We start from the raw sequence: 25,660 nt of genomic DNA on the forward strand, positions 1-25,660 counted from the left end.
TTTGGAAACAGAGCTCCCCCAGGCGCAGGACGGCAGTGTGCGCCTGTTGCAAATTACCGACACCCACCTCTTCGCGAGTGCCGAAGGGCGGCTGTTGGCTGTGCGCACCGCAGAGAGTCTGGCCGCCGTGCTGGAACAGGTGCAGGCCAATGAACACCCCTACGAGGTGATTCTGGCGACCGGCGATCTGTCGCAGGATCACAGCCCGGAATCCTATCAGCGTTTCGCCTCCATGATGGCGCCCCTTGGCCGCCCCATCTACTGGCTGCCGGGCAATCACGATGACAGCCCGCTGATGACCGAATATCTCCATGCCGCCGGGATCAGTGAATCCAAGCAACTGGTGGGCGACCACTGGCAGGTGATCCTGCTCGACACCCAGGTGCGCGGCAAACCTCACGGCATGATCGGTGATCACCAGCTGGCCGCCCTCGACCGTGCCCTGCGCCAATATCCTGATCGCCACGCCCTTATCACCCTGCACCATCAGGCGGTACCGGTGGGCTGCGCCTGGCTGGATCAGCACAATCTCAAGAATGCCGATGACCTGTTCGCCGTGCTGGCTCGCCATCCGCAGCAGAAGACCATCCTGTTTGGCCACGTCCATCAGGAGTTTGACGAGGTGCACCGCGGAGTGCGGCTGATTGCCAGCCCCTCTACCTGCATTCAGTTCAAACCGCTATCCGACGGCTTCGCGCTGGACGAGTCCGGCCCGGGCTGGCGTTATCTGACCCTCTATCCGGATGGGCGGGTGGCCAGCGAGGTGTGGCGCCTGCCGGTGGGGCAGTTTGTGCCCGACCCCAACGCCACCGGTTATTGAGGAGAGCATTTCATGAGGTCGGTTCTCCTTTATCTGCACGGTTTCAACTCCTCACCGGGCTCCGCCAAGGCGCAGCAGATGGCTGCTTGGGTGGCCGCCAATCGGCCGGACATCGAGGTGATCATTCCAGCCCAGCCCAATACGCCAGCGGCGGCCTGGGCGGCTATCGAACAGACCATTGCCGATCTGCAGCGTCGTTATGGCAGTGAATTCAAGTTCGGCGCCGTGGGTAGCTCCCTCGGCGGCTTTATGGCGACCCGGGTGAGCGAGCAGTACGGTTGCCGCGCTGCACTGATCAATCCGGCGGTGCGCCCGCATGAGCTGCTTTGCGACTACCTTGGCCCCCAGACCAATCCCTATACGGGTGAGCAGTACGAACTGCTGCCTCAACATATGGACGAGCTGCGGGCACTGGCGGTACCGGTGGCGGCGCCGGAGCGACTCTGGATCCTGCAACAGCAGGGGGATGAGGTGCTCGACTATCGCAAGGCGCTGGATGAATACCGCTTTGCCCGCCTCTCGCTGGAGTGCGGCGGCAACCACGCCTTTGTCGCGTTCGAGCGCTACCCCGCCCAGATCATCCGTTTCCTCGGGTTATAGTCAGGTTTGAGTCAATAAGGGCGGTCTCGCCCTGCTTGTTCTTCTCCAGATCAAGCTTTCGGTGCGGGGAGTTTGTTCTACCCCCGCCTAGCAGTTAAGATTCCCTCCAAACGTCAATTCGCAAGGCCCTCCATGTCTACTCAATACAATGCGGATGCCATTGAGGTCCTCAATGGCCTTGAGCCGGTGCGTCGCCGCCCCGGCATGTATACCGACACCACCCGGCCCAACCACCTCGGCCAGGAGGTCATCGACAACAGCGTCGATGAAGCGCTGGCAGGTCACGCCCGCAATCTGGAGGTGATCCTGCATGAAGACCAGTCCCTCGAAGTGATCGACGACGGCCGCGGCATGCCGGTCGATATCCACCCGGAAGAGGGGGTCTGCGGGGTGGAGCTGATCCTCTGCAAGCTGCACGCGGGTGGCAAGTTCTCCAACAAGAACTACCAGTTCTCCGGCGGTCTGCACGGGGTGGGTATTTCGGTCGTAAACGCCCTCTCCGATCGGGTCGAGGTGACGGTGCGTCGCGACGGTCAGGTCTACGACATCGCATTCGAGCGCGGCGAGAAGGTGCAGGAGCTGACCATCACCGGCACCTGCGGCCGTCGCAACACCGGCACCCGGGTGCGCTTCTGGCCGCAGGCGAGCTACTTCGATTCGCCCAAGTTCTCGGTCACCAAGCTGGAGCACCTGCTCAAAGCCAAGGCCGTGCTCTGCCCCGGCCTCACCATCAAGTTCCTCGACAAGAACACCGGCATCAAGCTGGAGTGGTGCTACGAAGATGGCCTCAAGGATTATCTGGTCGATGCGGTCAAGCAGTTCACCTGCTTGCCGGAGCAGCCCTTTATCGGCTCGTTCAGCTCCGAACAATCGGCGGTGGACTGGGCGCTCTGCTGGTTGCCGGAAGGGGGCGAATGCCTCGCCGAATCCTATGTGAACCTCATTCCCACCGCCCAGGGCGGTACTCACGTCAACGGCCTGCGTCAGGGCCTGCTCGACGCCATGCGCGAGTTCTGCGAGTTCCGCAACCTGCTGCCGCGGGGGGTCAAGCTCACTCCGGAAGATATCTGGGATCGCTGCGCCTATATCCTCTCCATCAAGATGCAGGATCCGCAGTTTGCCGGTCAGACCAAGGAGCGCCTCTCCTCCCGCCAGAGCTCTGCGTTTGTCTCCGGCGTGGTGAAGGATGCCTTCAGCCTCTACCTCAACAGCAACACCGAGCTGGCAGAGCAGATCGCCGAGATCTGTATCTCCAGCGCCCAGCGCCGGATGCGCGCCGCCAAGACGGTGGTGCGCAAGAAGATTACCCAGGGCCCGGCGCTGCCCGGCAAGCTGACCGACTGTAACTGCGCCGACCCCATGCAGGGGGAGCTGTTCCTGGTGGAGGGTGACTCTGCGGGCGGCAGTGCCAAGCAGGCGCGGGATCGCGAGTTTCAGGCCATCATGCCGCTGCGCGGCAAGATCCTGAACACCTGGGAGGTGGAGGCCGGTCAGGTGCTCGCCTCGCAAGAAGTTCACGATATCTCGGTCGCTATCGGGCTCGACCCCGACTCCGAGGATCTCAGCGGCCTGCGCTACGGCAAGGTGTGCATCCTCGCGGATGCGGACTCGGACGGTCTGCACATCGCCACCCTGCTCTGCGCCCTGTTTGTGAAGCACTTCCGCACGCTGGTGGAGAAGGGTCACGTCTATGTCGCCATGCCGCCCCTCTACCGGATCGATATCGGTAAAGAGGTCTACTACGCCCTCGACGAGGACGAGAAGAACGGTGTGCTGCAGCGGGTCGAAGCCGAGAAGAAGAAGGGCAAGGTGATGGTGACCCGATTCAAGGGTCTGGGTGAGATGAACCCGAAACAGCTGCGGGAAACCACCATGGATCCCAACACCCGCCGTCTGGTGCAGCTCACCATGGAGTCGGCAGGAGAGAGTGAAGTGGATGCGGCTGACGAGACCCTTCAGCTGATGGACATGCTGCTGGCCAAGAAGCGGGCGGGTGATCGCCGCGAGTGGCTCGAAGAGAAGGGTAACCTCGCCATCATCTAAGCCGTCGGTCACCTGCCGATCCGCATTTCAGGCGTGCCCTCCTGGGGGGCGCCATAGCAAGAGAAAAACATATGAGTGATGCTATCGAGCTCAGTCTGGACGGGGTAGAGCGCCAGCCAATGCGCACCTTTACCGAACAGGCTTACTTGAACTACTCCATGTACGTCATCATGGATCGGGCCTTGCCGCATATCGGCGACGGCCTCAAACCGGTGCAGCGGCGAATTATCTACGCCATGAGCGAGCTGGGGCTGTCTGCGCTCTCCAAGCACAAGAAGTCTGCCCGTACCGTGGGTGACGTGCTGGGTAAGTACCACCCCCACGGCGACAGCGCCTGTTATGAAGCCATGGTGCTGATGGCCCAGCCCTTCTCCTACCGCTACCCGCTGGTTGATGGTCAGGGCAACTGGGGTGCGCCGGACGATCCCAAATCCTTCGCTGCCATGCGTTATACCGAAGCGCGCCTGTCGCGCTTCTCCGAGCTGCTGCTCTCTGAATTGGGCCAAGGCACGGTGGAGTGGACGCCGAACTTCGACGGCACCATGAAGGAGCCGGTGGTGCTGCCTGCCCGTCTGCCGCACATCCTGCTCAACGGGGTGACCGGTATCGCGGTGGGGATGGCGACCGACATCCCGCCCCACAACGCGCGGGAAGTGGCCTACGCATGTGCCGAGCTGCTCGACAACCCCAATGCGGGGCTGGATGTGTTGATGCAGCACATTCAGGGGCCGGACTACCCGACCAACGCCGAGATCATCACCCCGCGCGACGATATCCGCAAAATCTACGAGACCGGCAAGGGCTCCATCAAGCAGCGGGCGGTCTGGAGCGAGGAGGATGGCGACATCGTCATCACAGCGCTGCCCCATCAGGCCTCCGGCGCCAAGATCATGGAGCAGATCGCCGCCCAGATGGTGGCGAAAAAGCTGCCGATGGTGACCGATCTGCGCGATGAATCGGACCACGAGAACCCGACCCGTCTGGTGATCGTACCGCGCTCCAACCGGGTGGATGTAGAGGGGCTGATGGCCCACCTGTTCGCCACCACGGATCTGGAGAAGAACTACCGGGTCAACCTCAACATCCTCGGCCTCGACAACCGGCCGCAGGTGAAGTGCCTCAAGACCATCCTCAGCGAGTGGATCCAGTTCCGCCGCGAGACGGTGCGTCGCCGCCTGCAGTTCCGCCTCGACAAGGTGCTGGCTCGCCTGCACATCCTCGAAGGGTTGCTGATCGCCTATCTCAACATCGACGAGGTGATCGAGATCATCCGCACCGAGGATGAGCCGGGCAAGGTGATGGTGGAGCGCTTCAACATTACCGAGACCCAGGCCGAAGCGATCCTCGAGCTGAAACTGCGCCATCTGGCCAAGCTCGAAGAGTTCAAGCTGCGCGCCGAACAGAACGAACTGGCCAAAGAGCGCGACAAGCTGGAGCTCATTCTGGGCTCCGAGCGCCGTCTCAACACCCTGCTCAAGAAAGAGCTGCTGGCCGATGCCGAGAAGTACGGTGACGATCGCCGCACCCCGCTGGTGGAGCGTGCCACCGCCGTGGCGCTGACCGAGAAAGAGCTGGTGCCGAGCGAACCGGTCACCGTCATCCTCTCCGACAAGGGGTGGGTGCGCGCCGCCAAGGGCCACGACGTGGATGTCGAGGGGCTCTCCTACAAGGCGGGGGACAACTACCTGACCCACGCCTTTGGCCGCAGCAACCAGCAGGCGGTGTTCCTGTCGAGCTTTGGCCGCACCTACTCGCTGGAGGCGCACACCCTGCCCTCCGCCCGCAGTCAGGGCGAGCCGCTCACCGGCCGCTTTGCGCTGGGTGCCGGTGAAGAGGTGCGTCATCTGGTGATGGGTAACGAAGGCGAGCCGTATCTTATCTGCTCCGATGCCGGTTACGGCTTTGTCTGCACCTATGACGACCTGATCGGCAAGAATAAGAACGGCAAGGCGCTGCTCACCGTGCCGGAAGGGGGTCAGGTGATGGCACCCCAGAAAATCGGCTCGCCGGAGACCGATCTCTGCATGGCCATCTCCAACGAAGGGCGCATGCTGCTGTTCCCGCTCAACACCCTGCCGGTGCTCGGCAAGGGCAAGGGCAACAAGCTCATCAGCATTCCGTCGGCTCGGGTGAAAGCACGGGAGGAGTTTGTGGTGATGGCTGCTGTCATCCCGCAGGGCCAGTCCGTCACCCTGTTTGCCGGCAAGCGCAAGCTGACCCTCAAACCCTCCGATCTCGATTACTACCGCGGCGAGCGCGGCCGCCGTGGCGCCAAGCTGCCCCGCGGTTTGCAGCGGGTCGATCGCATCGAGATTGAACCCGCCGCGGGAACCGAACCGGTAGCCGGGGAAAATCAGGAAGGGTAATTAATGGAGAAGGGAGCGATTGGTCGCTCCCTTCTATTTATGCGTAAAGTGTAGATTATTGATGTATTTGCATCCAAAGCTCTGATGCTGCAGTTTCTATTTCTAAGTATGACTTTGGTATTAGCGGGGATCTAATTGGTGCTTTTGATTTGTCCCATTCTAAGATCGCACCACCTTTATCTTTACGTTTCAGTTTGGAACCACCACCTAAACTCATGGAAAAAAGATCAAGAAATCGACGTGGGCCAATACCAATAAACGGTTCAAATGCTACTGTATCTTGATTAGATGAAGCTAAGTCTTCGAACTCAGAGATCAATTTAATGGACTCGGAGTGAAAATCTAAAGCTCTACTTTTGGGATATGGTTCTACATAGACAACACGTTTAATACCACTGGCTATAATATGTTTAGCACAATTGTGACAAGGGAATGTTGTGCAATAAATAGTTGAGTCATTGGTGGAAATGCCAGCTCTTCCGCAAGAAAGTAAAGCATCCATTTCGGCATGAACTACACGCCCAAATTCGGTGAGGTCGGAAATTTTACTATCTTTCAAAATCTTTATGATGTCTAGTTTGTTTTCTTCTTTTAATAAACCTTTGTTTAGAAGATTTACTGCAATCTCACCTATTATTTCTGATTGGGCTTGCTTGTTGGAATCACCCTCTCTCATATAGTCTTTTCCATCTGGGTGATCTTCTACTTTTCCTGTTTTGGGGTCTACCTCAGCCCAATATAATCCCCCGCCTGATTTTGGTACATCATTTGCTCCTGTTGCAATAATCTGTTGCTCTCTACTTATTATAGCACCAACCTGTCGTGACAAATCTCCTGAACGAACAGAACTGTTAAAAGCCATGAACATAGCAAATTCATCAAAGGTTGGGTTTTTGTATGGGTTGGAGAATATCAACTCCAGAAAACGTTGCAGTCCATTTTTTACTTGATCGTTATTACTACCTAAGTTAAGGAAGAAGTCAGATAAATGATAGGTATCACGGGTTTTTTGTCCATGGTCAACACTTTCATCCTCGTCAATTTTTATGAGCTCATTAGCTTCGTTTTGATTTAAACCTTTATCTTCACACAAGTGTTGTCTACGTCTTTTTTCATCTGCATGTATTCCAATTAGGTAGAAGCCGTCACCATATATTTTTCGTAAAAACTCTACCTCGCTAGGGTGTTTTAATGAATTGACTATATAAGCTGTCTTGGACGTGTTTGTAGTTCTCGATTTTGATATTTCTTTGGCAACGCCTGCAGATAGAATTGCATTGTTTCTGCTCTTTTCTCGAAGGCTATCTCCAGCATCCATATAATGTTTAATTCTGGCGTACTCGTTAGTATTACCATGGTAAGTAGGTAGAATACTTAAGACGCGAATATCTTTAACTGTATAACCGAACCCTTGTAGCCTATCTGTCAATGGGTCGGTTACTCTTTTGTATTCTGTACCTACTGCGCTGACAATCCCAATTATTAACTCACTCTCATTGACACCTTTTGTTAAGTACTCAAGCTCTAAAGATAGAGGTTGAGATTCTTTGTTGTTATTTTCATTTGGCCTTGAGTCAGTGAGTGCATCAACAGAAACACTTGGGAATGCACTTAATCGTTGGTTTTCGCTAGGGTATAATAGATTAGGGACTTCTGTTTCTAGTTTATATTTTTCAGGGTTTTTCCCTTGGAATTGTATAGAGCCTGTAGTTTCAAACCAGTTCATGACCCCATGGCCGAGCCGAAATACTTTTTTATTATGTTGGCTTTCATCCCAAGTTCCGTTTAAAGAACTTAGTCGTTCTTTAAAAACATCAAAAGAGCTCGTAAACTTTAATGCCATATTATCTACCTCGTGAGTTCCATTCCAGTGTTGAAAATAATCAATGAGGTCATTTTCATTATCTTTATACTCTATCTCGAGTGTGGCTTTGTCTGAAGCTTTTAGGGCTAAAGGTGTGAGCTGGCTCGGTATATCCATGAGACTGTCGATTTGATTCGTCCTGTAGGTCTGATTAGCGAAGCGTAATCAGACGATCGCGAAAACAGGTTGCCGTAATTCTGCTGGTGTGCCAGCTGATCTCTTCTCTATGTCCATCGCCCCCGGGATTACGGTGCGGACGATTACGCTTCGCTAATCGACCCTACGCGTCCCTGCTTGATTTCACGCTCTGCTGCTTGTCGGTGGTTTGTTCCCCCTTATCCCCGACCTTTCCCCCCTTATCTATGGCAAAGAGTGGGAGAATGGAGCAGAGATCGCAGCCATTGATAGTGACCGTGGTATGGCGTGATAGCTAAGGGTGACAGCTATGGCTACAGGTTGGCAGGCACTGGTTCCCTCTCCCCTTGGGAGAGGGTTAGGTGTAGGGTGCAATGAAATTGCACCGCTATTGAATCCGCGAGGCTGCCGGTGCAATGGATTGCATGAATTGCCGCTACCCGGCGGCGTGAGCGCCCAGAAATGCCGCCATGATGGTAAACAGCAGCCAGTCATTGATAATGTGTGCGCCGGTCGATACCCAAATATTTTTGGTAATGATGTAGCCGCTGAGCAGCACAATGCGGGCCGTTCCGATAACCAGAAAACATTGCACGAAATTCCACTCATAAGTGGGCAGATGCAACGCACCGAAGATAAGCGCAGTACAGATCCAGGCGGTGATAATGGCACGCTTGCGCGTCATGGCGAGTCTTTGGTGACAAAACCAGAGCACAGCCAGAAACGGCAAGATGGAGACCACCTCCTCACCGAACAGCTGCGGGGCCGTTTTTAAATAAAAGAGGATGAGTGCCGTATCTGAGGCCTCTGCCAGCAGGGCGTTGGCCGGGTTTGCATTCATTTTGAAAACAAGCTGCAGCAATAATGCAACGGTAAAGGAGACCAGAATATTGGCGCCAGCAATGGCGACCATCAACAGAACATCGCGCCATGTCGGCGTGCGAAACAGTGCGCGCCACCCTTTACCCACCATGATGGCGAGTACAGCCAGCGGGATTAGTGGAAACAGGATGGCGGGAACAAAGCCGCCCATGGTGGTTTTAAAAAATGCGATCGGCACCGTCAGCATCGAGAAACCCAGCGCCGCACCCAGCAGGAGCACTACCCAGTGGCGGGCAGATAATGCATGGGGCCCCTCGCGATAAAAGGGAAAATCCCCGGCAGTTTTGCGCTCGAAACCATAGCAATCCTTGTCATTCAATATTGGCATGGCGGCAGGTTGATCTTCATTCATGGTGTCTCTCGATATGTATTCGGGTGTGGTGCAGACAATCGTACACCAAGGTTGTGCCCCGCGAGGTTGCCGCGGCCATGGGTTGCGCAGCTTGTCCCAGATACTGGATTGTTTCATTGATGCGACAGCCAAAAATGGATTGGCCGATTTGATGCAAAAATCATCATGGGCGCCACTCTGCCCGCCTGAAAAAAGCCATCCATCCCGCCAAAAGCGAGGGCCCCTCATCCATGATGGCGGGGCCCTTTGCATTATCAGCCGCGTTGCTGATTCAACCGTTCGCGCTGGCAGGGCCAATAAAATGGCTGGCCCGAACCCGATTAGACAGGAATGGCTGTCGCCGCCGGTGGCGGGGTGAGCTTGGAGGCGATCAACTGGCGCAGGCGGGGCACCAGCAGCAGCAACACCACGCCGCCTGCCAGCGAGCCCCAGCCCAGCATATTGAATACCGAGCTGTAACCCGGGTTGGTGGCCATCGGGGTGCTGCCGATATTTTGCGGCATGGCGCCGGAGACATAGCCCGCCAGCACCGAGGCGACGCCGGTCACCATCATCCAGCAGCCCATCATCAAGCCTTGCAGGCTGGCGGGGGCCAGCTTGCCAATCATGGCGTAACCGATGGGGGAGATCAGCAGCTCGCCGAAACTCTGCAGCACATAGCTGATGGCGATCCACTTGAAGGCGACCAGCCCGTCGGCACCCGCCAGATGGATGCCGAGCGGCAGCACCAGCATGCCGAGCCCCATGCAGAACAGGGAGGCGGCAAACTGGGAGGGGATGTCGATATTCCACCCCTGCTCGCGCAGTCGCTTGAACAGCAGCGCCATCAACGGGCCCCCGATGACGATGACGAGGGTGTTGATGTTCTGGATCCACTGGGGAGCGACCCGCAGCCCGAACACGTTGAGGTTGATGTTGTGCTCGGAGAAGAGCATCAGCCCCATGGGCGCCAGCTGATAGAGCGACCAGAAGATGAGGGAGCCAAGGGCGAGGATCAGGTAGGCCACCATGCGGCTGCGCTCGGCGGCGTCCGGATGGCGGGCGGTCATCACGCAGAGCAGCACCAGCACCACGGCGCCGAGGATCATCACGAAGCTGCCGCTGAAGCTGGCGTGGGTCAGCAGCAGGCGCAGCGCCGGCACCAGCATGGCCAGAATGGCGATCCCCACCAGCATGCGGCGGTAGAAGCCGCTCCCTTTGACATGGCGCAGCGGGGTGCTGATATCCGCCAGAATCGGCCAGCAGGCGAAGGTGGCGATGATGGCGATGATGTTGCCCAGCGTCGCAAACAGGAACAGGGTGCGGTAATCCTCGGTGAGCTGGAAGTAGCCCGCCACCGTGAAGCCGATAAAGAAGCCCAGATTCATCCCGGCGTAGTTCCACAGGAAGGCACTCTCGCGGCGGTGATCATCCGGGGCGAAGCGCTGGGTCAGCATCATGTTGAGGCAGGTGACGTTAAGGCCGCTGCCAGTGAGGAACATAGCGAGTCCCCAGTAGAGGCCGGTGATCCCCATCTCGGCGATGAAGTAGCAGCCGATCACCTGCAGCACCATCCCCATCACGAACAGGTTGCGGTTGCTGAGGTAGCGCCCGCCGAGATAACCGCCAAACAGGTGCAGGCCATAGTTGAAGGCCCCGAAGACCCCCATCATGGCGTTGGCCTGGGATTCACTGAAGCCGAGCCGCTTGGTGGCGTAGAGCACCAGGGTGGAGTAGAGCACGGCAAACCCCAGGGTCGAGAAGGTTTGGATAAAGAACAGCGCCCCGGAGCCGGGGGGAATGGTGGGGTGTTGATTCGAAGCGCTCACGGTCTGTCTCCTGTGAGAGAAGAAAGTCATTACTCGTCCTGAGAGCGTACCGGTCTGCTGCCGGCTAGCCTTGTGCGCTTCCATGCTGGTCTGAAGGCCGGTCTGTCATTTAGCGGCCAAGCGGTGCAAATAGCCATACCTGAAATTTAATCTGGCGAGATTAATTGCTTTTTATTGATCTATTCCGCCTTTTTATGCGCGATTGAGTCGTGGGTTTAGCTCGATTTACCACGCGATTGCGGCACGGTTGATGTGATCCAGTCGGCTATTTGGTGCCGATTATGGCGCTGTAGCGGGATCTGTGTAGCGCTTTGTTGTCCCGAAACGCAGCTGGCGCCAAGCGGTTGTATTGCAGGTTGTTTATTCATCCTCGGGTATTGAGTGAATAAATATCGGGAGGAGAAGGGGTCGCAGCAGGGTGACTTGCGTGTGTTCTCTCTTTGCTGTCGAGAGGGTGAGGGGAGGATAGAACAACGCCCGGCAGGCCGGGCGTTGGTGCGACTGATGGGCGGTGAAAGCGGCCTTAGAAGTCGTGGTAGAGCGGCCAACCAAGCAGCGGGTGCTTGAGCCCGGCGCGCATCTCGACGTTGTCGAGCTTCTCCGGCGAGGCGTTCTCTTTTTGCAGCAGCTGGTACTGGCGCACAAAGCCGAGGGTGTGGAGCAGGTTGGGCACAAAGCCCGGGCTCAGCTCTTGGCGCAGGGCGGCGGCCATGTCGGCGGGTAGCGCGCTCAGCATCAGGGCGAGCTGGGCGGCGAGGTAGTCGGTGTCGTACCAGTTCTCGTCGAGCTCAATCTCCCGCGCCAGTTTGCGCTTGAGATCCTGTTTCACCTTGAGCGGGGCGGCGCCACTGCCCTTGCCGCAGAGGATGCGGTAGAGCAGCGCTTCGGCCAGCTTGTCCTCCATGGTGGGGTGGTCGCTCTCGCAGGCGAAGAAGTGCTGGTCGATGAGTTCCATCAGGCGGCTCTTGTTGTGCTCGGTCAGCGCCTTCTCGTACTCCTGCCACCCTTGCCACTCCTCCACATCGGGCGGGCTCGAGATCTTGTCCAAGAGCCGCGCATCCACATCACCATAGAGGCTGTTGCCAGCCTGCTTGGGGCTGACGGTAATGAGCATCGACCAGCCCTTCTGGAACGGCTTGATGGGGCCTTCCGGCGCCTGCAGCAGCGCCAGCGCCTTGGCCGGATCCCGTGCCGAGAGCTCCTGCAGGCCGAGGCTCACCACGCCGATGACGTCGTGGGCCGCCTGCTCCAGCAGGTGCATCTTGTACTTGTTGTAGTACTTGTCGGCGAATTTGAGGCTCATCAGCACCGCCTTGCCCTTGATGGCGGCGAGCTGTTGCTGACTCAAGAGTTCGTTGTCGCGGCCAAAGCGCAGCACCTGGGTGAGATAGGGGCCCTGGTTGGCATCGCGAATGACTAACTGCATGAATGGGCTCCTTAATCCAGAAAGCTGAACATGTCGTCGACGTCGCCGTACTCGTCTTCCTCGACCTTGTTCTTCTCTTTGGCCTGCATCACCAGCTCGGCGGCAAACTTGTTGATGATGCCGTCCCAGCTGGAGTGCTCGTTGCGCAGCAGCGCCTTGATGGCTTTCTCCACCTCGGGGGCCAGCTCGCGAATAAGCATCAAGAGGCTGCGCGGGTCATCCAGCGCGTAGTCGTGGACATCCTCGCTCTGCTGGCGCTCGCTGTAGCGCAGGGACTCTTCGAGATCTTCCTCTTCGGCGTGCAGCACGTCGCGATAGCCTTCGTCCTCTTCATAGCGTTCGCCGCGATAGAACTCGATAAAGGGGATGGCGAGGTAGAAGAGACCGGCCGGATCTTCGGCCACGCACTCGAGGATCTCGCGCTGCTTGGCTTCGCTATCCTGGGTGCGGATCAGGTAGTTGAGGAAATCGAAGGTATGCTGTTGCAGCTCGTCGGCGTTGTTCTTGATCGCCTCTTCCCAGTAGAGCGGCTGCTGGCAGACGATGTCGCGGATCCGCTCCGGGGTCATCAGCTCGGAGATGATGGAGGGGAAGGAGATGTCGTGCTGGCCGTTAATCTGGGTCAGGGTAACGATATCAATGTTTTCAATCACTTCTGCCAGCTGGTCGTCAGACATGGTCTTGGCGATCAGCTCGAACTTCTCGCTGGCCTGCTTCGGCTCGATAACGGCCAGCTCTTTGATCTCGATGGCGGTAATTTCTATCAGACTGTTGCTCATGCCTTGCCCCAATTAGAAACGGACTTCGTCGTACATATCCTGATCGCCGTCGTCATCACCATAGCGGTCACTGCCGCCATGGTAGTCGGCGTCGGCATCTTCCCCGTCTTCATCTTCTTCGTCGCGCAGCTCATAGTCGTCATCACTGCGGTGGCTGCCGCGCGGCAGCGGGTTATCGAGCAGGAACAGCACGGCGCAGGCTTCCATCAGCTGATCTTCGCTCTGGGCCCGCACCGCCTTGACCAGCGGCAGGGCGGCGTTGTTGAAGCCGACGCTCACCTTGAACTCGTCCCAGCTTGGCTGCTCGCCGCTGGCGAGCCACTTGTTCCACTGCGACTTGGCCTTGGCCGGGAACTGCACCCGGCCATAGAGAGCCAGCGGCAGATACTCGGGCATAAACTCCAGCATGCTCATATCGGCCAGCAGCAGGCTCTTCATCTGGTCGGTGAACTGTTCCAGCCCCTTGGGGTCGTCCTGATCCCGGTAGGATTCGATGTTTTCGCTGGCATCGCTTTGCAGCGACTTGAGCCGCGCCTGGTCCCATCTCTTTTGCATAGTTGCTCTTTCTGCCTGCTGTTTCAGGGGTAGAACTGATCCCACATCTCCTGCATGGCGGAGGCGGGGTCGGTCACGATGACGTTGTTGAAATCCTTGATAAAGGCGGCCCGCTGTTTCGGATCGGACAGCACTTCATAAGCCTGCTTTACCTGGTGCAGCTTGATGGCTGCCTGCTCTTTCTCTTCTTCGCTCGCCCCGTGCAGCTTGTCGGGGTGGTACTGGTTCGACAGCCGACGATAGGCTTTCTTGATGTCGTTTTCGCTGGCGTTGGACTTGACGCCCAGCACCCGAAAGTAGTTGTTCATGGCAGATCCTGCATCACTGGCATCATAGGATTCACGCTGCGAGTGCCTGATGGTGGGGATTGGCAAACCAGGCACGGCAAAAACCCGTCATTTTAACGGAAACAGCCCGCCAACGCGATGAGTTGGGCGATCAATTAACGGGCGAGATGAAGAGGTGTCAGTTGAGCGTCTATTGTTGCCAGTCGGTCTGGCCAGTGCAAGGGCGGCGGGGCAAAAGCGATGAAAAAACGGGCAGGGAAGGGGCGGGCGGCAGGCTGGGGTAAGGCTGCCGCCGCAGGGGTTACTCCTCCCAGAAGGAGGCGGAGGTGTGGTAGATCATCTTCTTGCTCATCCCGCCATCGACCACCAGATTGGCACCGTTGATAAAGTCGTTCTGGGGATCCGCCAGAAAGAGGCAGGCGCGGGTGATGTCGTCGGGGCGCCCGACCCTGCCGCTCGGGTGCTGGCGGTGATCCGCCTCGGTCAGGGTGTGGTAATCCTCCGCCTGGATCCAGCCCGGACTGATGGCATTGACCGTGACGGGGTAGTCGGCCAGCGAGTTGGTGAGGGACTGGGTGAGGGCGACCAGTGCCCCCTTGGAGGCGCCATAGGCATCCCAACCCGGCTCGTTCTGCTGCCAGCGGGTGGAGGCAATATTGATGATGCGGCCATAGGGCAACCCGCGGTTGGCCTGCACAAAGGCGCGGGCGCAGAGCATGGCACCGCGCACATTGACCGTCATCACCTGATCGAACTGGGCTGCGCTCAGCTCCTCGAAGCGGGTGTGGAACTTGCTGATGGCGCCGTTGTTGATCAGCAGATGGATGCCGCCGTGCTGCGCGCGCACCTCGGCAAAGAGGCGCGTGATGGCCTGCTCATCGCGCAAGTCGAGCGGGTAAAAGTGGATCTCGGGATGGTCGAAAGCGTGAGGAGCCAGATCGGTGGCGATCACCCGATAACCCGCCTCGGCCAGCCCGATGCAGAGCTGGCGGCCAATTCCGCCCGCGGCGCCGGTGACCAGTGCAATTGGGGTGTGGTTGGTCAGCTCGTTCATTGTGCCGCTCCATTGCGCGCCCGCAGCACCTTGATGAGGGCCGACACCTCCTGCTGGCCAAATCCTTGCGCCACCCCTTCCTCAAACAGATCGGCGGCAAAGCGCGGGAAGCGGCTGTCGATCCCGGCATCGGTGGCATGACCGGCGAGGCGGCTGATGGCGGCGCTCCAGGTTTTCAGGCTGGCGTAGGGGTGATCGAAATCGCCGCTCGCCAGCGTCTTGCCAAGGTGGGCCACATCGCCACCCAAAATCGGTGAAAGCTCGCTGAACTGGGCGCACACCTTGGCCACCGGCAGCCCTTCCGCCTCGCAGATCAGGGCGCCGTGCAGGGCACCGAGCAGACCACCGGCAAAGTAGGCGGCGACGGCGCAATCTTGCGCCGCGGCGGCGCCCACCGCCTCGGCCACATGGTCGAGGGTAGGGGCGAGCAGGCGCAGCACCGGCTCGGCGTCGCTAAAGGCAGCGCTGGCCCCCGAGCAGATGATGCTGGCATCGCTGGTGCCTATTTGATCCGGGAAGCAGAGGATGGCGCCATCGAGATAGCGAGCGCCGCGGGCGTGGCTCCAGCTCTCCAGCGCTCTGGCCCCCTGCGGGCTGCCGGTGGAGAGCTGCACCAGCAGCTTGCCCGCCACGGCGTCGCTCGCCTCATCCAGCAGCCGCTGGCTGACGGCGTAGTTATCGACGCATACAAGGGTGATATCGCTTGCGGCGATGGCCGCGCCAACCGAGGGGGCGAGTGTCGCGCCCAGCGCTTGCAGCGGGGCGGCCTTGGCGGCGCTGCGATTCCAGACGGTGACCGGATGGCCCGCCTTGAGCAGGGTGGTGGCGAGGGCGGAGCCCATGGCCCCGAGGCCGATGACAGAGAGATGGCGCATGATGGCTCCTGACTGTGTTGATAGACGCTGATATAGAAAATTGGGATGCCTTGTGGCAGGTAAGCCACTATATTTGCCCCGTGTCGCCGTGAAAAATGGCTTTTATGACTGTCTGGTATAGGTGAATTCTATGGATGTGCGAACTCTGCGTGCGTTTGTGGCTGTCTTCGAGGAGCGCAACATCACGGCGGCGGCCACCCGCCTCTTCATTACCCAGCCCACCCTCTCCACCACTATCAAGATGCTGGAGGATGAGCTGGGAGTGACCCTGTTTGTGCGGCAGGCGCGCGGGGTGGAGGGGACCGAAGCGGCCCACCGGCTCTATCCCCGTGCCAAGCGGCTGATCGCCGATACCGACTCCCTCGCCCGCGAGTTTCGTGAAACTTCCCCCTGCCTCGAGGTGACGGTGGGGATTGAGGCAGACCTTGGCGATGGCGTGGTTGGGACGCTGGTCAACGGGGTACTCGCCCACGAGGAGATCCTGCTGACTCTGGAGGAGGGTTGCTGTGGCGATGTGCGGCTGGGGTGTGAATCCCTGCGTTGCGGTGACGAGCTCTTTATCCCCCTGCTGGAGGAGGAGTTCGTGCTGGTGTTGCCGCCGGACCACCCGCTGACGGGCAAGGGAGCGCTCACCCCGGATGCGCTGGCGGACGAGCCCTGGGTAACCTGCCCGCGCCACGACTCCCACCTGCGGCTGATCGCCATTCTCGGCAATCAGGCGCCCCTCTATCCACGGCGGGCGGGGTCGCTGCGACTGGCGGCGACTATGGTGGCCGCCGGGGCGGGGATTGCCTGGCTGCCCCGTTCGCTTTGTCTGCCCGGTTGTACTGTCGCCGAGCTGGCGGCCTCTTCCTTCAAGCGGCGAGTAGGGCTCTGCTATGCCCCCGATGCGTTGCGCTCGATAGCGGTGACTGCCCTGCTGGCGCAGGTACGCGGGATGCAGCTCCCCGCCTGATGTCGGGATAAAAATGTCAGGCATAAAAAAGGGCCATCCGGTGGGATGGCCCTGTTGAGGCAATGTTGTTGCGTGGCTAGAGCGATGCCCACCAGAGCCGCAGCTGCAAGCCCCACTTCGAGCTCCAGCCGGTGGTGCTGCTCACAAGCGTCCCATCCTTGATGACGAGGAAAGTCGGGGTAACCCCCACCTGCCACTGGGCGGCCAGATCCCCCGACTCGTCGTTGTGGGTCGGGAAGGTGAGCCCTTTCTTGCCCATCCCCTTGCCTAACTGCTCCGAATTGCCGGAGCGCAGCGCCACCGTCAGCACGTGTTCCCCCTCTTGCCAGAGCTGCTGCACCGCCGGGGTGGTGAAACGGCAGACACCGCACCAGCTGGCCCAGTAGTAGACCAGCAGCGGCTTGCCTTGGCTTAAGGTAGCGAGATCCGTGCTGCTACCATCCTGCAGAGTGACGGGGGCGCTCATTGCCCCCTCTGGCAGAGTCGGGCTGCGCCACAGATCCAGCAGGGTCGAGATGATCAGCGCCATCAGCAGCAGCCAGAGCGCCTCCTTGCCCCAGCGGCGCCAGCGGGGTTGAGGATTGGTGGTCATTCTTTACCCCTGCTTGGCCAGTTCGGCCTTTACCAGCTGCTCCAGCTCCTCATAGGGGATGGCGCCCGGTACCAGCTGGTTGCCAATCAGGGTCGCTGGTGTGCCCTGTACCCCGAGGATGGTGCCGATGCGCAGGCTGTTGCGCAGCTCCTCGGTCGCCTTGGCGGCCGGTTTGAGCGCGGTGTTGCCGGTGGCCGCCAGCGCCTTGTTGATGTCCGCCTCGGTCAGCATCCCCTGCTTGCTCATCAGCTTGTCGTGCAGGGTGAGGAAGCGGGCGGGATCCTGTTGCCACAGGGTCAGGCTGTATTGGGCCGCCTTGGCGGAGGTCTGCCCCTTGAACGGCAGCAACTTGATCACCAGCCCCAGATCGTCCGGAAAGGCCTTGAGCAGCTTGGTCAGCTGGGGATCGAACTGCTTGCAGTAGGGGCAGTTGTAGTCGGTGAACAGCACCAGCGTCAGCTTGGGGTTCTTGGCGCCGAGGCGCGGGCTGGTGGCGCTGTTGAACAGCACATCCTTGTTGCCCTTGATGAAGTTGCCAAGCTGCGCCTCCTGGGCTGCCGCGTTCTGTTTCTCCCAGGATTCGGCGGCCTCGTCGAGGATCTTGGGGTTGGCGATCAGGGTCTCGCGGATCAGCTCCTTGATGCGCGCCTCCTGCTCCGGGGTGAAGGGGGCAGCGTGCAGGACCGGAGCCAGCAGGGTTGCGGAAAGGGAGGCCAGCAGGGTCAGGGCGCTAAGAGTCGGTTTCATGGTTGCTCCTTAAAATCGGGTGGTGCCAGCCTGAAGCAGGCCAGCCTTGTGCAATGTGGTCAGCAGATCGTCCTTGTCGAGCAGGGGTGACAGTGTGGCCCCTTGCGGCAATTCCGGGCCGTAAATCTGGTTGAAGGGGACGGCCGCCGCGCCCCGCTTACGCAGGAAGGCGGCGATGGTGTCGCTTGGTTTGCTCCAGTCGCCGCGCAGGGCCACCACATCGGGGGCAGAGAGGGCCTGTTGCACCTCATCGCGCAGCAACACGTTGTATTTGTTGGCCTTGCAGGTGACGCACCAGTCGGCGGTGACATCGATAAAGACCCGCTTGTTCTGGGCCAGCGCATCTGTGATGGCGCGTTCGGAGAGCGGCTGCCAGACCACCTTGTCAACGTTGGCCGAGCCCTGCGCGCTAAAGGCGCCGCTCAGCAGCAGGGGGCTGCCAATCAGGGCGGCGAGGGCGATCGCCAGCGTGAAGCCGCGGATGCCGTAACGCCAGATGATGCTAGTCAGCAGCGCCAGCAGCATGGCAACCATCAGCCAGCCGGTGGCATAGCTGCCGAGATGGTTGTCGAGCAGGCTGGTGAGCCAGAGGCTGGAGCCCAGCATCATCAGGCCGAGCAGGATACGCAGATGGTTCATCCAGCGACCCGGCTTGGGCAGCCAGAGGGCGAGCCGCGGCAGGGCCGCCACCAGTAGCCAGGGCAGGCTCATGCCAATCCCCAATGCTGTGAAGATAAGCCAGAGCTGGCCAAGGGGCGCTGCCAGCGCAAAGGCCACTGCAGTGCCGAGGAAGGGGGCCGAGCAGGGGGTCGCCAGCAGAGTGGCGAAGCTCCCCTGCAGGAAGTGACCGCCGAGGCCGTTGCCACCGCTGGTGGCAAGGCGGGTGCTGAGGGCGCTGGGCAGGCGGATCTCGAACAGCCCCAACAGGTTGGCGCAAAACAGCAGGGTGACCAGCACCATCAAGCCGATAAAACCGGCGCTCTGGAACTGGATGCCCCAGCCGACGGCCCCTTGCGTAGCGCGTAGCAGGCTGCTCATAGCCGCCAGCACCCAGAAGGAGGCGATGATCCCGGCGCTGGCGGCGAGGAACTGTTTGCGCACCGCTCCCTGTTCACGCTCCTGATGTTGCAACACAGTTCCCAGCTTGAGCGCCAGCACCGGCAGCACGCAGGGCATCAGGTTGAGGATCAGGCCGCCGAGCAGCGCCGCCCCCAGCAACCAGAAGAGGGGCTGGCTCGGCGCTGGCAATACGAGCGCTTCGCCAATCGAGCCTTTGGTCTGCCAGGCCTGCTCGCCACTGGTGAGCAGCAGGCCGAGGGATTGGCCGCGCAGATCCGGCGCATCCCCCTGCCAGCCATCGCTCACCGGCACCCGGGCGATCAGGGTGTTGCCCTCGACCTCAAGCGCCGGTTTGCCAAATTCGGCACCCTCCAGAGCGTCGATGAAGAGCGCTGGTGATTGCCAGCCTTCTGCCCGCTCGGCGCGCAGTTGCAGCTGGTTGTGCTGATAACCGAGCTCGACCCGGGTTTCGGCAGGCAATTGCTGGGGCAGGGTACTCATCGCCTTCGCCCAGCCGAAGTCGAAGTCGGCTGGGGCCTGCCCATCCACCGTGAGGGTGAAGGGAAAGTCGGTCAGGATGCAGACATTGCTGCAGGTGGAGAGGCGTAGAGTCCCCTTGAGCGGTTGCCCGGTTGGGTAGTTGAGGCTGAGGGGGAAGGTCACATCCCCCTGATAACCCTGGGTGCTGAGCCCGGCCACCTCGAAGTGGCGTGGCACCGGCCAACGCCACTGAAAGTCACCGACCGGCTCGTCCCACAGGATCTGGGGAGCAATGCCCCCTTCTCCCGGACTGTGCCAGTAGGTCTTCCAGCCTGATTCCAGCTCGACATCGAGCAGGATGCGGGTCTGATCTGCCGTGCTGCGGTCGGCCTGCAGCCGTACCCGGGCGTGATCATTCTGTGGGCTGGTGAGCCAGCCCGTGTCGCTGGCCAATCCCATGGATTGCCACAGCAGACCGCCCAGTAGCAGGGCCGCCTTGAAGAGATTCGACATCTTTTTGGTCTCGCAAAAAATTGAGTGACAGCTAACGAAAGAACGCAGCCGAACTCATTCCCGCCAGACGCAGAGGGTGAGGTGCAGACGCCGCTCGGGCGGCGAGATGACTCTGGGAGGGGGCAGTGGCGGTGTGTAGCGCCAAAGGGGAGCCAGCAGGGCGATCAGCACGGCCACGGCAAAGAAGAGCTGTTCGACGCAGAGCAGGGTGGCAGCGCTTAGCCACTTGCCGTTGAGCTGGCAGCTGGTGGGCTGCGGGCTGGCCGGTTTGGCATCCTCTTGATCCGTTGCCGAGCCTGGAACGGGCAGCACCTGACAGCTGAGGGCGTGATCGAGCAGGGCAAGCCGGGCCAGCGGCTGGGCCGCACAATTGAGCACCAGCAGGCAGACCAGCAGCAGGAGATGTTTCGCTACCCGTTGTTGCAACATCATGTTTGCCCCGTCCATCAAGATGGGGCCATCCTAACGACCAATGGCGGGTGGGGCAAGTCGGCGGCGTATTGATGAGAAGTACTGTGGGTGGCGCGACGGGGAGGGTGGTCGGTTCTGTTTGGCGAACGCTTGTTCGCTAAAAGGGGGATCAGTATACTGCGCCGAGTTAAAACTCGAGGTGTTCGATGCTCAAAATTGCCCGTGTGCTGCTGCTTGGTCTGCTGCTCATTTTCTGGTTCCTGTTCGGCCTGCTGCTCTGTCTGGTTCGTCCGCGCCATCCCAACAACGTCTATGTCTTCGCCCGCATGTATCACGCAGTCTGCCCGCTGATCGGGCTGCGAGTCAAAGTGACGGTGGCCGACGAGGTCAAATCGGTCGGCCCGGCGGTCTACGTCTGTAACCACCAGAGCAACTTCGACATCTTCACCGTGACCGGTGCGGTGCAGCCCGGTGTGGTGGCTGTGGGCAAAAAGAGCCTGCTCTGGCTGCCGCTGTTCGGCCTTATCTTCTGGCTCTCCGGCAACGTGCTGATCGACCGCTCCAACCGCTCCCGTGCCATCGGCACCATAGGTCAGGTGGTGGATCGCATCAAGAACCGTGGCACCTCCATCTGGATGTTCCCGGAAGGGACCCGCTCCCAGGGACGTGGCCTGCTGCCATTCAAGGCGGGCGCTTTCCACACTGCGGTACAGGCTGAAGTGCCGGTGGTGCCCATCGTCTGCTCCAGCTACTTCGGTCAGGTCGACCTCAATCGCTGGGATAACGGCGAAGTGCTGGTGGAAGTGATGGCCCCGGTCTGCAGCAAGGAACACGGTGCCAGCGGCATTCGCGATCTCTCCGACACCTGCCGCGCCCGGATGGAGGCCAAGCTGGCCGAACTGGACAGCAAGCTGGGCCACAGCCACGCCGCCTGACGGATAGCGCAGACGAATCGACAAGGGAGCCACAGGCTCCCTTTTTTGTTGGTGAAAATCACCACCTGGTTGGCTATTTTCACCAATAAACCATCCTTGAGTTTCCTCATTAAATTCCCATCTATATGTAAAACAACAATAATTTTTCTTGGCACGGCTCTTGTAATGCAATGGGAAGAGATAGCCATCCCATCAACAAGGAGCCAGACCATGAGCGTATTCAGCCGCCTGACCGACGTGATAAATGCCAACCTGCACAGCCTGCTCGACAAGAGTGAAGAGCCGGAGAAGATGCTGCGCCTGATGATCGAAGAGATGGAGCAGGTGCAGGTCGAGATGCGTACCCAGGCCGCCCGCGTGATTGCCGAACAGAAACAGCTGGAGCGTCACCAGCAGGGGTTGCAGGCGCAGATCCTGGAGTGGTCGGCCAAGGCCGAGCTCGCCATCCAGAAGGGACGTGAGGATCTTGCCCGTGCCGCGCTGACCGAGAAGCTGGCGGAGGTCAAAAAATGTGAACAGCTGGAGCAGGACAAGGCCCGGGTGGCCGAGGTGCTGGCCCAGCTCACCGCCGACAGCGAGCGGCTGGCAACCAAGCTGACCGAGGCGCGCGAGAAGCAGAAACTGCTGACCCTGCGCGAGCAGACTGCCCACAGCCGCATTCGTGCCCGCGCCCAGGTGGACAACCAGCGGATGCATGAGCTGATGGCGCGCTTTGACGGTTTTCAGGGCCGGGTCGATCAGCTGGAAGCCCAGCTGGAGGCGGCCACCCTGGGGCAGAATCCCTCGCTGGAGGCCCAGTTCCGCGAGCTGGAGCTCAATGACGAGATCGAGCGCGAGCTGGCTCGCCTCAAAGGCCAGAAGGCGGAGGTGTAATCATGAGCCCCTGGCCCAAGGATCTGGTGCATCGCAAGCTGACCGGGGTCTGCGCCGGTATTGCCAGGCGGTTGGGGGTCTCCAGAGTCACGGTGCGGGTGGTGGCACTGCTCGCCCTGATCCTGATGCCGCCGCTGGCACTGGCCGCCTATCTGCTGGCGGTGCTGATGATGCCGCCCCGTTATGAATTGAAGCGCTGGCTGGATTGACCGAAGGGTTGCCAAGCCGGCAGACAAGGTACTGATAAGGAGCAAGTTATGCTGGAATTTTTCATCTTGCTGGTGGTGCTGCTGGTCATGGCACTGACCGGTTTTACCCTGGTAGCCATGTTGCTGGTGAGCGGCCTGTTTGTGCTGCTTGGGGCGCTGGGTGGCATGCTTGCTCTGATCATCAAGCTGGCCCCCTGGTTGTTGCTGGTGCTGGCGGTTTGCTGGCTGATCAGTAACCGCAGCAAGCGTTCCAATACCTACCTCTAACCCGCCTGAGGTTGTGCAAGACGTTGTGTGATGCTCCCTGATTTCCCCTTTCCGGCCACTCATCGAGTGGCCTTTTTTTGCCTGTCGTCCTCAAGGCTGGGTGGCTGCGGGTAACCACTGGGGGCTCCAGCTCTGCCAGAGTGCCGGGCTGTGGATCAGCTGCTCCTTGAAGGATTTCGGCTGCTGCTTGAGGCGATATTCGATGCGCAGGGCTGCCCCCTTCTCGCCGACTTCCTGTTGCCACGCCAGCGTCAGTGGCCCCTTGCCGCGCAGGGCGCGAGCGCCCTTGCCGCTCTGGTGCTGACGCAGACGGCGCAGCGGATCCGTGCTGATCCCGGTATAGAGCAGGCCGGTGGCGGTACGCACCATATAGACAGACCAGCGGGAAGGAGCGGATGGTTGCGGCGCAGGAGTGGTGGTCGCGGGTTCTCTCATTCAAATTCTCTGTGCCAAACTCAGAGGCAGCTCAAGGAGGTGCGATGAGAGTCTGGTTTTGGTTGTGGTTACTGTTGTCGGTCCCGGCTCTGGGGGAGACGATCCGTCTCTACGATTACCATCAGCATCCCCCCTTCAACACCGGAGTGGATGAAGGGCTGAGCCGCGAGCTGGTCAAGTATCTCAATGAAAAGCTGGGGGGTGAACCCAGAATAGAGCTTTGGCTGGTCAATCGCGCCCGGCTGGCGCTGGAGATGGCGGATCCCGACTTTGACGGTCTGGTTGTCTGGGTCAATCCCGCCTGGGTGGGGGATCCCCATCGCGAACGCTATCTCTGGACCTTTCCGGTGATGCGCGACACCAACGAGCTGGTCTCGAACATCGACAACCCGGTCACCTATCGCGGGCCTGACTCCCTCAGAGGGTTGGTGTTTGGCGGGGTGGAGGGTTACCGCTATCAGGGGATCGATGATGCAGCTGGCCGCGGGGAGCTGGTGCGTCAGGATGCCAAGAAGGTGAAGACCAATCTTGAGCTGCTGGTGCGCGGCCGCATCGATGTGACGTTGGTAAGTGGTTCATCGCTGGGCTTTTTCATCGACGCACAGCACTATCAGGGCAAGCTGTTTATCTCGCCCTTCCCCCAATCTAGCTATACCCGCCATATCCTGCTACCCAAATCCCGTCCCGAGCTGCATGCCACCCTCAACGACATCGCCGAGCAGATGGACCGGGATCCCCGCTGGCACAAGGTGCTGGAGTCCTATCGCGATACGCCCTGAGGGCGGCGCTTGAGCCGGTGCAGCGGTAACAGGCTCACCAGCAGACCAGCCCAGACAAAGGCGAAACCGACAGCCTTGATGGGGTCCGGCGCCTCACCAAACCAGTAGATGGCGAGCAGGAAGGCGAGGCTGGGCTCGATATATTGCAGCAGTCCCACAGTGCTCATCCGGGTTCTCGCCACCGCATAGCAGAACAGCCCCACCGGCAGCAGAGTAGCGGGCGCACTGCCCATCAGCAGCAGCTTGTCGGCCAGATCCCCGTTCACGAATGCCCCTTCCCCGTGCCATGCCAGCGTGCCGATGATGATCAGCGCGACGGGCAGTTGCACCATGGCTTCCAGATAGAGGCTGGTGCCGGTGTCGTAGTGGATTTTCTTCTTGATAAGGCCATAGCAGGCGAAGTTGGCCCCCATGATGAGGGAGAACCAGGGGAGCTGGCCGTAGCAGAAGAGCATGTAGGCGAGACCCGCCAGTGCCAGAGCGACTGCCAGATGCTTTTGCGGGGTGAGCCGCTCTTTGAGGAAGATGACGGCGAATACGATATTGAACAGTGGGGTCATAAAGAAGGCGAGGCTGGTGGTCAGCACCTGCCCGGTAGTGAGGCACCAGGTGAACATGCACCAGCTGATGGACATCACGGGGCCCGCCAGCAGAATGAGGCCGAGCTGGCGCGGCTCGCTGCGCAGTTGTGCCCAAGGCACCTTGTGGCCAAGCAGCAAAAACAGGGCGCCCAGCAGCACCACAGACCAGAGCACCCGGTGGGAGATCAGCTCCCACATGTTGACCTCGGGCATGAATTGATAATAGAGCGGTAGCATCCCCCACAGGATGAAGGAGAGGGTCGCGGTGCCGGTACCTAGCCAGTTTTTCATTATTGTCCGTTTATTAAATTAAACACCCATGACGATAGTAGGGGGCGCGCCCTGTTTCCACAAGAGGGAAAACAGGGAAATGCTGGTACTATCAACGTCATGCAGCGAATCGATAAGTTGTTTGAGCAAATCAGGGCCTGCCGTCTGTGCGAGGCTCATCTGCCGCTGGGGCCTCGTCCTGTGATCCGCGGGGCCGAGAGTGCCCGCCTGCTGATCATCGGTCAGGCGCCCGGTACCCGGGTGCATGCCAGCGGTATCCCGTGGGATGACCCCTCCGGTGACAGGCTGCGCCAGTGGCTCGGGGTCGATAAGGCCACCTTTTACGACGAATCCCGCATCGCCATCATGCCGATGGGGCTCTGCTATCCCGGCAGGGGAAAATCCGGCGATCTGCCACCGCGCCCCGAATGTGCGCCTACCTGGCACGACAAGGTATTGATGCTGTTGCCCAATATCGAACTGACCCTGCTGATCGGCCAGTATGCACAAGCCCATTACCTGCGGGGGGCGGCCAAGGGATCGCTCACCGACACGGTGCGCAGCTGGGCCGACTATGGTCCCGGCTGGCTGCCGTTGCCGCATCCCTCCCCGCGCAATACTCTCTGGCTGAGGAAGAATCCCTGGTTCGAACAGGAGATCGTCCCCCATCTGCAGCAAAGGGTCGCCCCTTTGCTGGCACGACCCTGA

26 protein-coding genes are annotated in these 25,660 nt (G+C 59.8%); 11 read left to right on the forward strand and 15 right to left on the reverse strand.

All coding sequences use genetic code 11. The features are described 5' to 3' along the window. The first annotated feature begins 1 nt into the window (after position 1). From cpdA to parC, 4 genes are all read left to right on the forward strand, one after another. Complete coding sequence (gene cpdA / locus NOM06_RS07660) at positions 2 to 820, forward strand: 3',5'-cyclic-AMP phosphodiesterase (protein ID WP_041202814.1); 819 nt, start codon at positions 2 to 4, stop codon at positions 818 to 820. A 12-nt stretch (positions 821 to 832) separates the two neighbouring features. After that, positions 833 to 1,420, forward strand: a complete 588-nt coding sequence (locus tag NOM06_RS07665) for a YqiA/YcfP family alpha/beta fold hydrolase (RefSeq protein WP_255910906.1) — start codon at positions 833 to 835, stop codon at positions 1,418 to 1,420. A 132-nt stretch (positions 1,421 to 1,552) separates the two neighbouring features. Beyond that, a complete protein-coding gene (gene parE, locus NOM06_RS07670; RefSeq protein WP_255910908.1) occupies positions 1,553 to 3,463 on the forward strand; it encodes a DNA topoisomerase IV subunit B in 1,911 nt (636 codons plus the stop codon). Positions 3,464 to 3,534: 71 nt separating this feature from the next. After that, a complete protein-coding gene (gene parC, locus NOM06_RS07675) occupies positions 3,535 to 5,829 on the forward strand; it encodes a DNA topoisomerase IV subunit A (RefSeq protein ID WP_255910910.1) in 2,295 nt (764 codons plus the stop codon). A 55-nt stretch (positions 5,830 to 5,884) separates the two neighbouring features. On the opposite strand, the gene NOM06_RS07680 is transcribed toward parC, so the two are convergent. The 9 genes from NOM06_RS07680 to NOM06_RS07720 form a co-directional block, all read right to left on the reverse strand. Then, entirely contained in the window at positions 5,885 to 7,810 is a 1,926-nt protein-coding gene (locus tag NOM06_RS07680; protein ID WP_255910912.1) for an anti-phage dCTP deaminase, read from the reverse strand. Positions 7,811 to 8,264: 454 nt separating this feature from the next. Continuing rightward, positions 8,265 to 9,062 carry a CPBP family intramembrane glutamic endopeptidase gene (locus NOM06_RS07685; protein WP_255910914.1) on the reverse strand — a complete coding sequence of 266 codons (798 nt, stop codon included), beginning with the start codon at positions 9,060 to 9,062 and terminating at the stop codon, positions 8,265 to 8,267. A gap of 320 nt (positions 9,063 to 9,382) precedes the next feature. Continuing rightward, positions 9,383 to 10,870, reverse strand: coding sequence for an oligopeptide:H+ symporter (locus tag NOM06_RS07690; RefSeq protein ID WP_255910916.1), 1,488 nt, complete (start codon positions 10,868 to 10,870; stop codon positions 9,383 to 9,385). Between the two features lie 523 nt (positions 10,871 to 11,393). After that, a complete protein-coding gene (locus tag NOM06_RS07695) occupies positions 11,394 to 12,296 on the reverse strand; it encodes a hypothetical protein (RefSeq protein WP_255910918.1) in 903 nt (300 codons plus the stop codon). Between the two features lie 11 nt (positions 12,297 to 12,307). Then, positions 12,308 to 13,075 carry a hypothetical protein gene (locus NOM06_RS07700; RefSeq protein ID WP_139735529.1) on the reverse strand — a complete coding sequence of 256 codons (768 nt, stop codon included), beginning with the start codon at positions 13,073 to 13,075 and terminating at the stop codon, positions 12,308 to 12,310. A gap of 12 nt (positions 13,076 to 13,087) precedes the next feature. Next, positions 13,088 to 13,630: a hypothetical protein gene (locus tag NOM06_RS07705; RefSeq protein WP_064335393.1), complete on the reverse strand. Its 543-nt coding sequence runs from the start codon at positions 13,628 to 13,630 to the stop codon at positions 13,088 to 13,090. 23 nt (positions 13,631 to 13,653) lie between these two features. Continuing rightward, a complete protein-coding gene (locus tag NOM06_RS07710) occupies positions 13,654 to 13,938 on the reverse strand; it encodes a DnaJ domain-containing protein (RefSeq protein WP_005343121.1) in 285 nt (94 codons plus the stop codon). A 280-nt stretch (positions 13,939 to 14,218) separates the two neighbouring features. Further along, positions 14,219 to 14,971 (reverse strand): SDR family NAD(P)-dependent oxidoreductase, encoded by a 753-nt coding sequence (locus NOM06_RS07715; protein WP_255910920.1) that lies wholly within the window; start codon positions 14,969 to 14,971, stop codon positions 14,219 to 14,221. Then, positions 14,968 to 15,846, reverse strand: coding sequence for an NAD(P)-dependent oxidoreductase (locus tag NOM06_RS07720; protein WP_255910922.1), 879 nt, complete (start codon positions 15,844 to 15,846; stop codon positions 14,968 to 14,970). The genes NOM06_RS07715 and NOM06_RS07720 overlap by 4 nt, the downstream gene beginning before the upstream one ends. A 130-nt stretch (positions 15,847 to 15,976) precedes the next feature. Here NOM06_RS07720 and NOM06_RS07725 point away from each other — a divergent pair, with 130 nt between their 5' ends. After that, positions 15,977 to 16,801 carry a LysR family transcriptional regulator gene (locus NOM06_RS07725; RefSeq protein ID WP_255910924.1) on the forward strand — a complete coding sequence of 275 codons (825 nt, stop codon included), beginning with the start codon at positions 15,977 to 15,979 and terminating at the stop codon, positions 16,799 to 16,801. A gap of 76 nt (positions 16,802 to 16,877) precedes the next feature. Here the strand turns inward: NOM06_RS07725 and NOM06_RS07730 are convergent, their stop codons facing one another. From NOM06_RS07730 to NOM06_RS07745, 4 genes are read right to left on the reverse strand one after another with little or no spacing between them, the layout of a single operon-like run. After that, on the reverse strand, positions 16,878 to 17,393 hold the full coding sequence (locus NOM06_RS07730; RefSeq protein ID WP_255910927.1) for a protein disulfide oxidoreductase: 516 nt from the start codon (positions 17,391 to 17,393) through the stop codon (positions 16,878 to 16,880). Positions 17,394 to 17,396: 3 nt separating this feature from the next. Further along, positions 17,397 to 18,140 (reverse strand): DsbA family protein, encoded by a 744-nt coding sequence (locus tag NOM06_RS07735; RefSeq protein ID WP_255910929.1) that lies wholly within the window; start codon positions 18,138 to 18,140, stop codon positions 17,397 to 17,399. A gap of 9 nt (positions 18,141 to 18,149) precedes the next feature. Then, positions 18,150 to 20,192: a protein-disulfide reductase DsbD gene (locus NOM06_RS07740; RefSeq protein WP_255910931.1), complete on the reverse strand. Its 2,043-nt coding sequence runs from the start codon at positions 20,190 to 20,192 to the stop codon at positions 18,150 to 18,152. A 54-nt stretch (positions 20,193 to 20,246) separates the two neighbouring features. Continuing rightward, on the reverse strand, positions 20,247 to 20,624 hold the full coding sequence (locus NOM06_RS07745) for a hypothetical protein (protein ID WP_193861068.1): 378 nt from the start codon (positions 20,622 to 20,624) through the stop codon (positions 20,247 to 20,249). Positions 20,625 to 20,809: 185 nt separating this feature from the next. On the opposite strand from NOM06_RS07745, the gene NOM06_RS07750 reads away from it, so the two are divergent. The 4 genes from NOM06_RS07750 (at position 20,810) to pspG (ending at position 22,887) form a co-directional block, all read left to right on the forward strand. Next, on the forward strand, positions 20,810 to 21,538 hold the full coding sequence (locus NOM06_RS07750) for a 1-acylglycerol-3-phosphate O-acyltransferase (protein ID WP_019446682.1): 729 nt from the start codon (positions 20,810 to 20,812) through the stop codon (positions 21,536 to 21,538). A gap of 210 nt (positions 21,539 to 21,748) precedes the next feature. After that, entirely contained in the window at positions 21,749 to 22,411 is a 663-nt protein-coding gene (gene pspA / locus NOM06_RS07755) for a phage shock protein PspA (protein WP_255910933.1), read from the forward strand. A 2-nt stretch (positions 22,412 to 22,413) separates the two neighbouring features. After that, a complete protein-coding gene (locus tag NOM06_RS07760) occupies positions 22,414 to 22,620 on the forward strand; it encodes a PspC domain-containing protein (protein ID WP_043826074.1) in 207 nt (68 codons plus the stop codon). 48 nt (positions 22,621 to 22,668) lie between these two features. Further along, on the forward strand, positions 22,669 to 22,887 hold the full coding sequence (pspG, locus tag NOM06_RS07765) for an envelope stress response protein PspG (RefSeq protein WP_005335871.1): 219 nt from the start codon (positions 22,669 to 22,671) through the stop codon (positions 22,885 to 22,887). Positions 22,888 to 22,977: 90 nt separating this feature from the next. Here pspG and NOM06_RS07770 read toward each other — a convergent pair whose 3' ends face one another. Next, entirely contained in the window at positions 22,978 to 23,322 is a 345-nt protein-coding gene (locus NOM06_RS07770) for a GIY-YIG nuclease family protein (RefSeq protein WP_123172323.1), read from the reverse strand. A 44-nt stretch (positions 23,323 to 23,366) separates the two neighbouring features. Here NOM06_RS07770 and NOM06_RS07775 point away from each other — a divergent pair, with 44 nt between their 5' ends. Then, complete coding sequence (locus NOM06_RS07775; RefSeq protein WP_255910935.1) at positions 23,367 to 24,101, forward strand: ABC transporter substrate-binding protein; 735 nt, start codon at positions 23,367 to 23,369, stop codon at positions 24,099 to 24,101. Here NOM06_RS07775 and rarD read toward each other — a convergent pair. Beyond that, positions 24,083 to 24,973: an EamA family transporter RarD gene (gene rarD, locus NOM06_RS07780; RefSeq protein WP_255910937.1), complete on the reverse strand. Its 891-nt coding sequence runs from the start codon at positions 24,971 to 24,973 to the stop codon at positions 24,083 to 24,085. The two genes, NOM06_RS07775 and rarD, sit on opposite strands and share 19 nt — an antisense overlap. Positions 24,974 to 25,072: 99 nt before the next feature. Here rarD and NOM06_RS07785 point away from each other — a divergent pair, with 99 nt between their 5' ends. Next, entirely contained in the window at positions 25,073 to 25,660 is a 588-nt protein-coding gene (locus NOM06_RS07785) for a uracil-DNA glycosylase family protein (RefSeq protein ID WP_129503254.1), read from the forward strand.

Source organism: Aeromonas sp. JL9, from assembly GCF_024436075.1.
GTDB classification, from domain to species: domain Bacteria; phylum Pseudomonadota; class Gammaproteobacteria; order Enterobacterales; family Aeromonadaceae; genus Aeromonas; species Aeromonas veronii.

Excerpts from the sequence above, each read along its gene's own strand:
- NOM06_RS07725 (WP_255910924.1), top strand. The coding sequence starts at position 15,977 with ATGGATGTGCGAACTCTGCGTGCGTTTGTGGCTGTCTTCGAGGAGCGC.
- NOM06_RS07665 (WP_255910906.1), top strand. The coding sequence starts at position 833 with ATGAGGTCGGTTCTCCTTTATCTGCACGGTTTCAACTCCTCACCGGGC.
- NOM06_RS07740 (WP_255910931.1), bottom strand. The coding sequence starts at position 20,192 with ATGTCGAATCTCTTCAAGGCGGCCCTGCTACTGGGCGGTCTGCTGTGG.
- NOM06_RS07735 (WP_255910929.1), bottom strand. The coding sequence starts at position 18,140 with ATGAAACCGACTCTTAGCGCCCTGACCCTGCTGGCCTCCCTTTCCGCA.
- NOM06_RS07745 (WP_193861068.1), bottom strand. The coding sequence starts at position 20,624 with ATGATGTTGCAACAACGGGTAGCGAAACATCTCCTGCTGCTGGTCTGC.
- NOM06_RS07720 (WP_255910922.1), bottom strand. The coding sequence starts at position 15,846 with ATGCGCCATCTCTCTGTCATCGGCCTCGGGGCCATGGGCTCCGCCCTC.
- rarD (WP_255910937.1), bottom strand. The coding sequence starts at position 24,973 with ATGAAAAACTGGCTAGGTACCGGCACCGCGACCCTCTCCTTCATCCTG.
- NOM06_RS07710 (WP_005343121.1), bottom strand. The coding sequence starts at position 13,938 with ATGAACAACTACTTTCGGGTGCTGGGCGTCAAGTCCAACGCCAGCGAA.
- NOM06_RS07730 (WP_255910927.1), bottom strand. The coding sequence starts at position 17,393 with ATGACCACCAATCCTCAACCCCGCTGGCGCCGCTGGGGCAAGGAGGCG.
- NOM06_RS07700 (WP_139735529.1), bottom strand. The coding sequence starts at position 13,075 with ATGAGCAACAGTCTGATAGAAATTACCGCCATCGAGATCAAAGAGCTG.
- NOM06_RS07785 (WP_129503254.1), top strand. The coding sequence starts at position 25,073 with ATGCAGCGAATCGATAAGTTGTTTGAGCAAATCAGGGCCTGCCGTCTG.
- NOM06_RS07695 (WP_255910918.1), bottom strand. The coding sequence starts at position 12,296 with ATGCAGTTAGTCATTCGCGATGCCAACCAGGGCCCCTATCTCACCCAG.
- NOM06_RS07705 (WP_064335393.1), bottom strand. The coding sequence starts at position 13,630 with ATGCAAAAGAGATGGGACCAGGCGCGGCTCAAGTCGCTGCAAAGCGAT.
- NOM06_RS07715 (WP_255910920.1), bottom strand. The coding sequence starts at position 14,971 with ATGAACGAGCTGACCAACCACACCCCAATTGCACTGGTCACCGGCGCC.
- NOM06_RS07760 (WP_043826074.1), top strand. The coding sequence starts at position 22,414 with ATGAGCCCCTGGCCCAAGGATCTGGTGCATCGCAAGCTGACCGGGGTC.
- parC (WP_255910910.1), top strand. The coding sequence starts at position 3,535 with ATGAGTGATGCTATCGAGCTCAGTCTGGACGGGGTAGAGCGCCAGCCA.
- pspA (WP_255910933.1), top strand. The coding sequence starts at position 21,749 with ATGAGCGTATTCAGCCGCCTGACCGACGTGATAAATGCCAACCTGCAC.
- NOM06_RS07770 (WP_123172323.1), bottom strand. The coding sequence starts at position 23,322 with ATGAGAGAACCCGCGACCACCACTCCTGCGCCGCAACCATCCGCTCCT.
- NOM06_RS07680 (WP_255910912.1), bottom strand. The coding sequence starts at position 7,810 with ATGGATATACCGAGCCAGCTCACACCTTTAGCCCTAAAAGCTTCAGAC.
- pspG (WP_005335871.1), top strand. The coding sequence starts at position 22,669 with ATGCTGGAATTTTTCATCTTGCTGGTGGTGCTGCTGGTCATGGCACTG.
- NOM06_RS07750 (WP_019446682.1), top strand. The coding sequence starts at position 20,810 with ATGCTCAAAATTGCCCGTGTGCTGCTGCTTGGTCTGCTGCTCATTTTC.
- parE (WP_255910908.1), top strand. The coding sequence starts at position 1,553 with ATGTCTACTCAATACAATGCGGATGCCATTGAGGTCCTCAATGGCCTT.
- NOM06_RS07685 (WP_255910914.1), bottom strand. The coding sequence starts at position 9,062 with ATGAATGAAGATCAACCTGCCGCCATGCCAATATTGAATGACAAGGAT.
- NOM06_RS07775 (WP_255910935.1), top strand. The coding sequence starts at position 23,367 with ATGAGAGTCTGGTTTTGGTTGTGGTTACTGTTGTCGGTCCCGGCTCTG.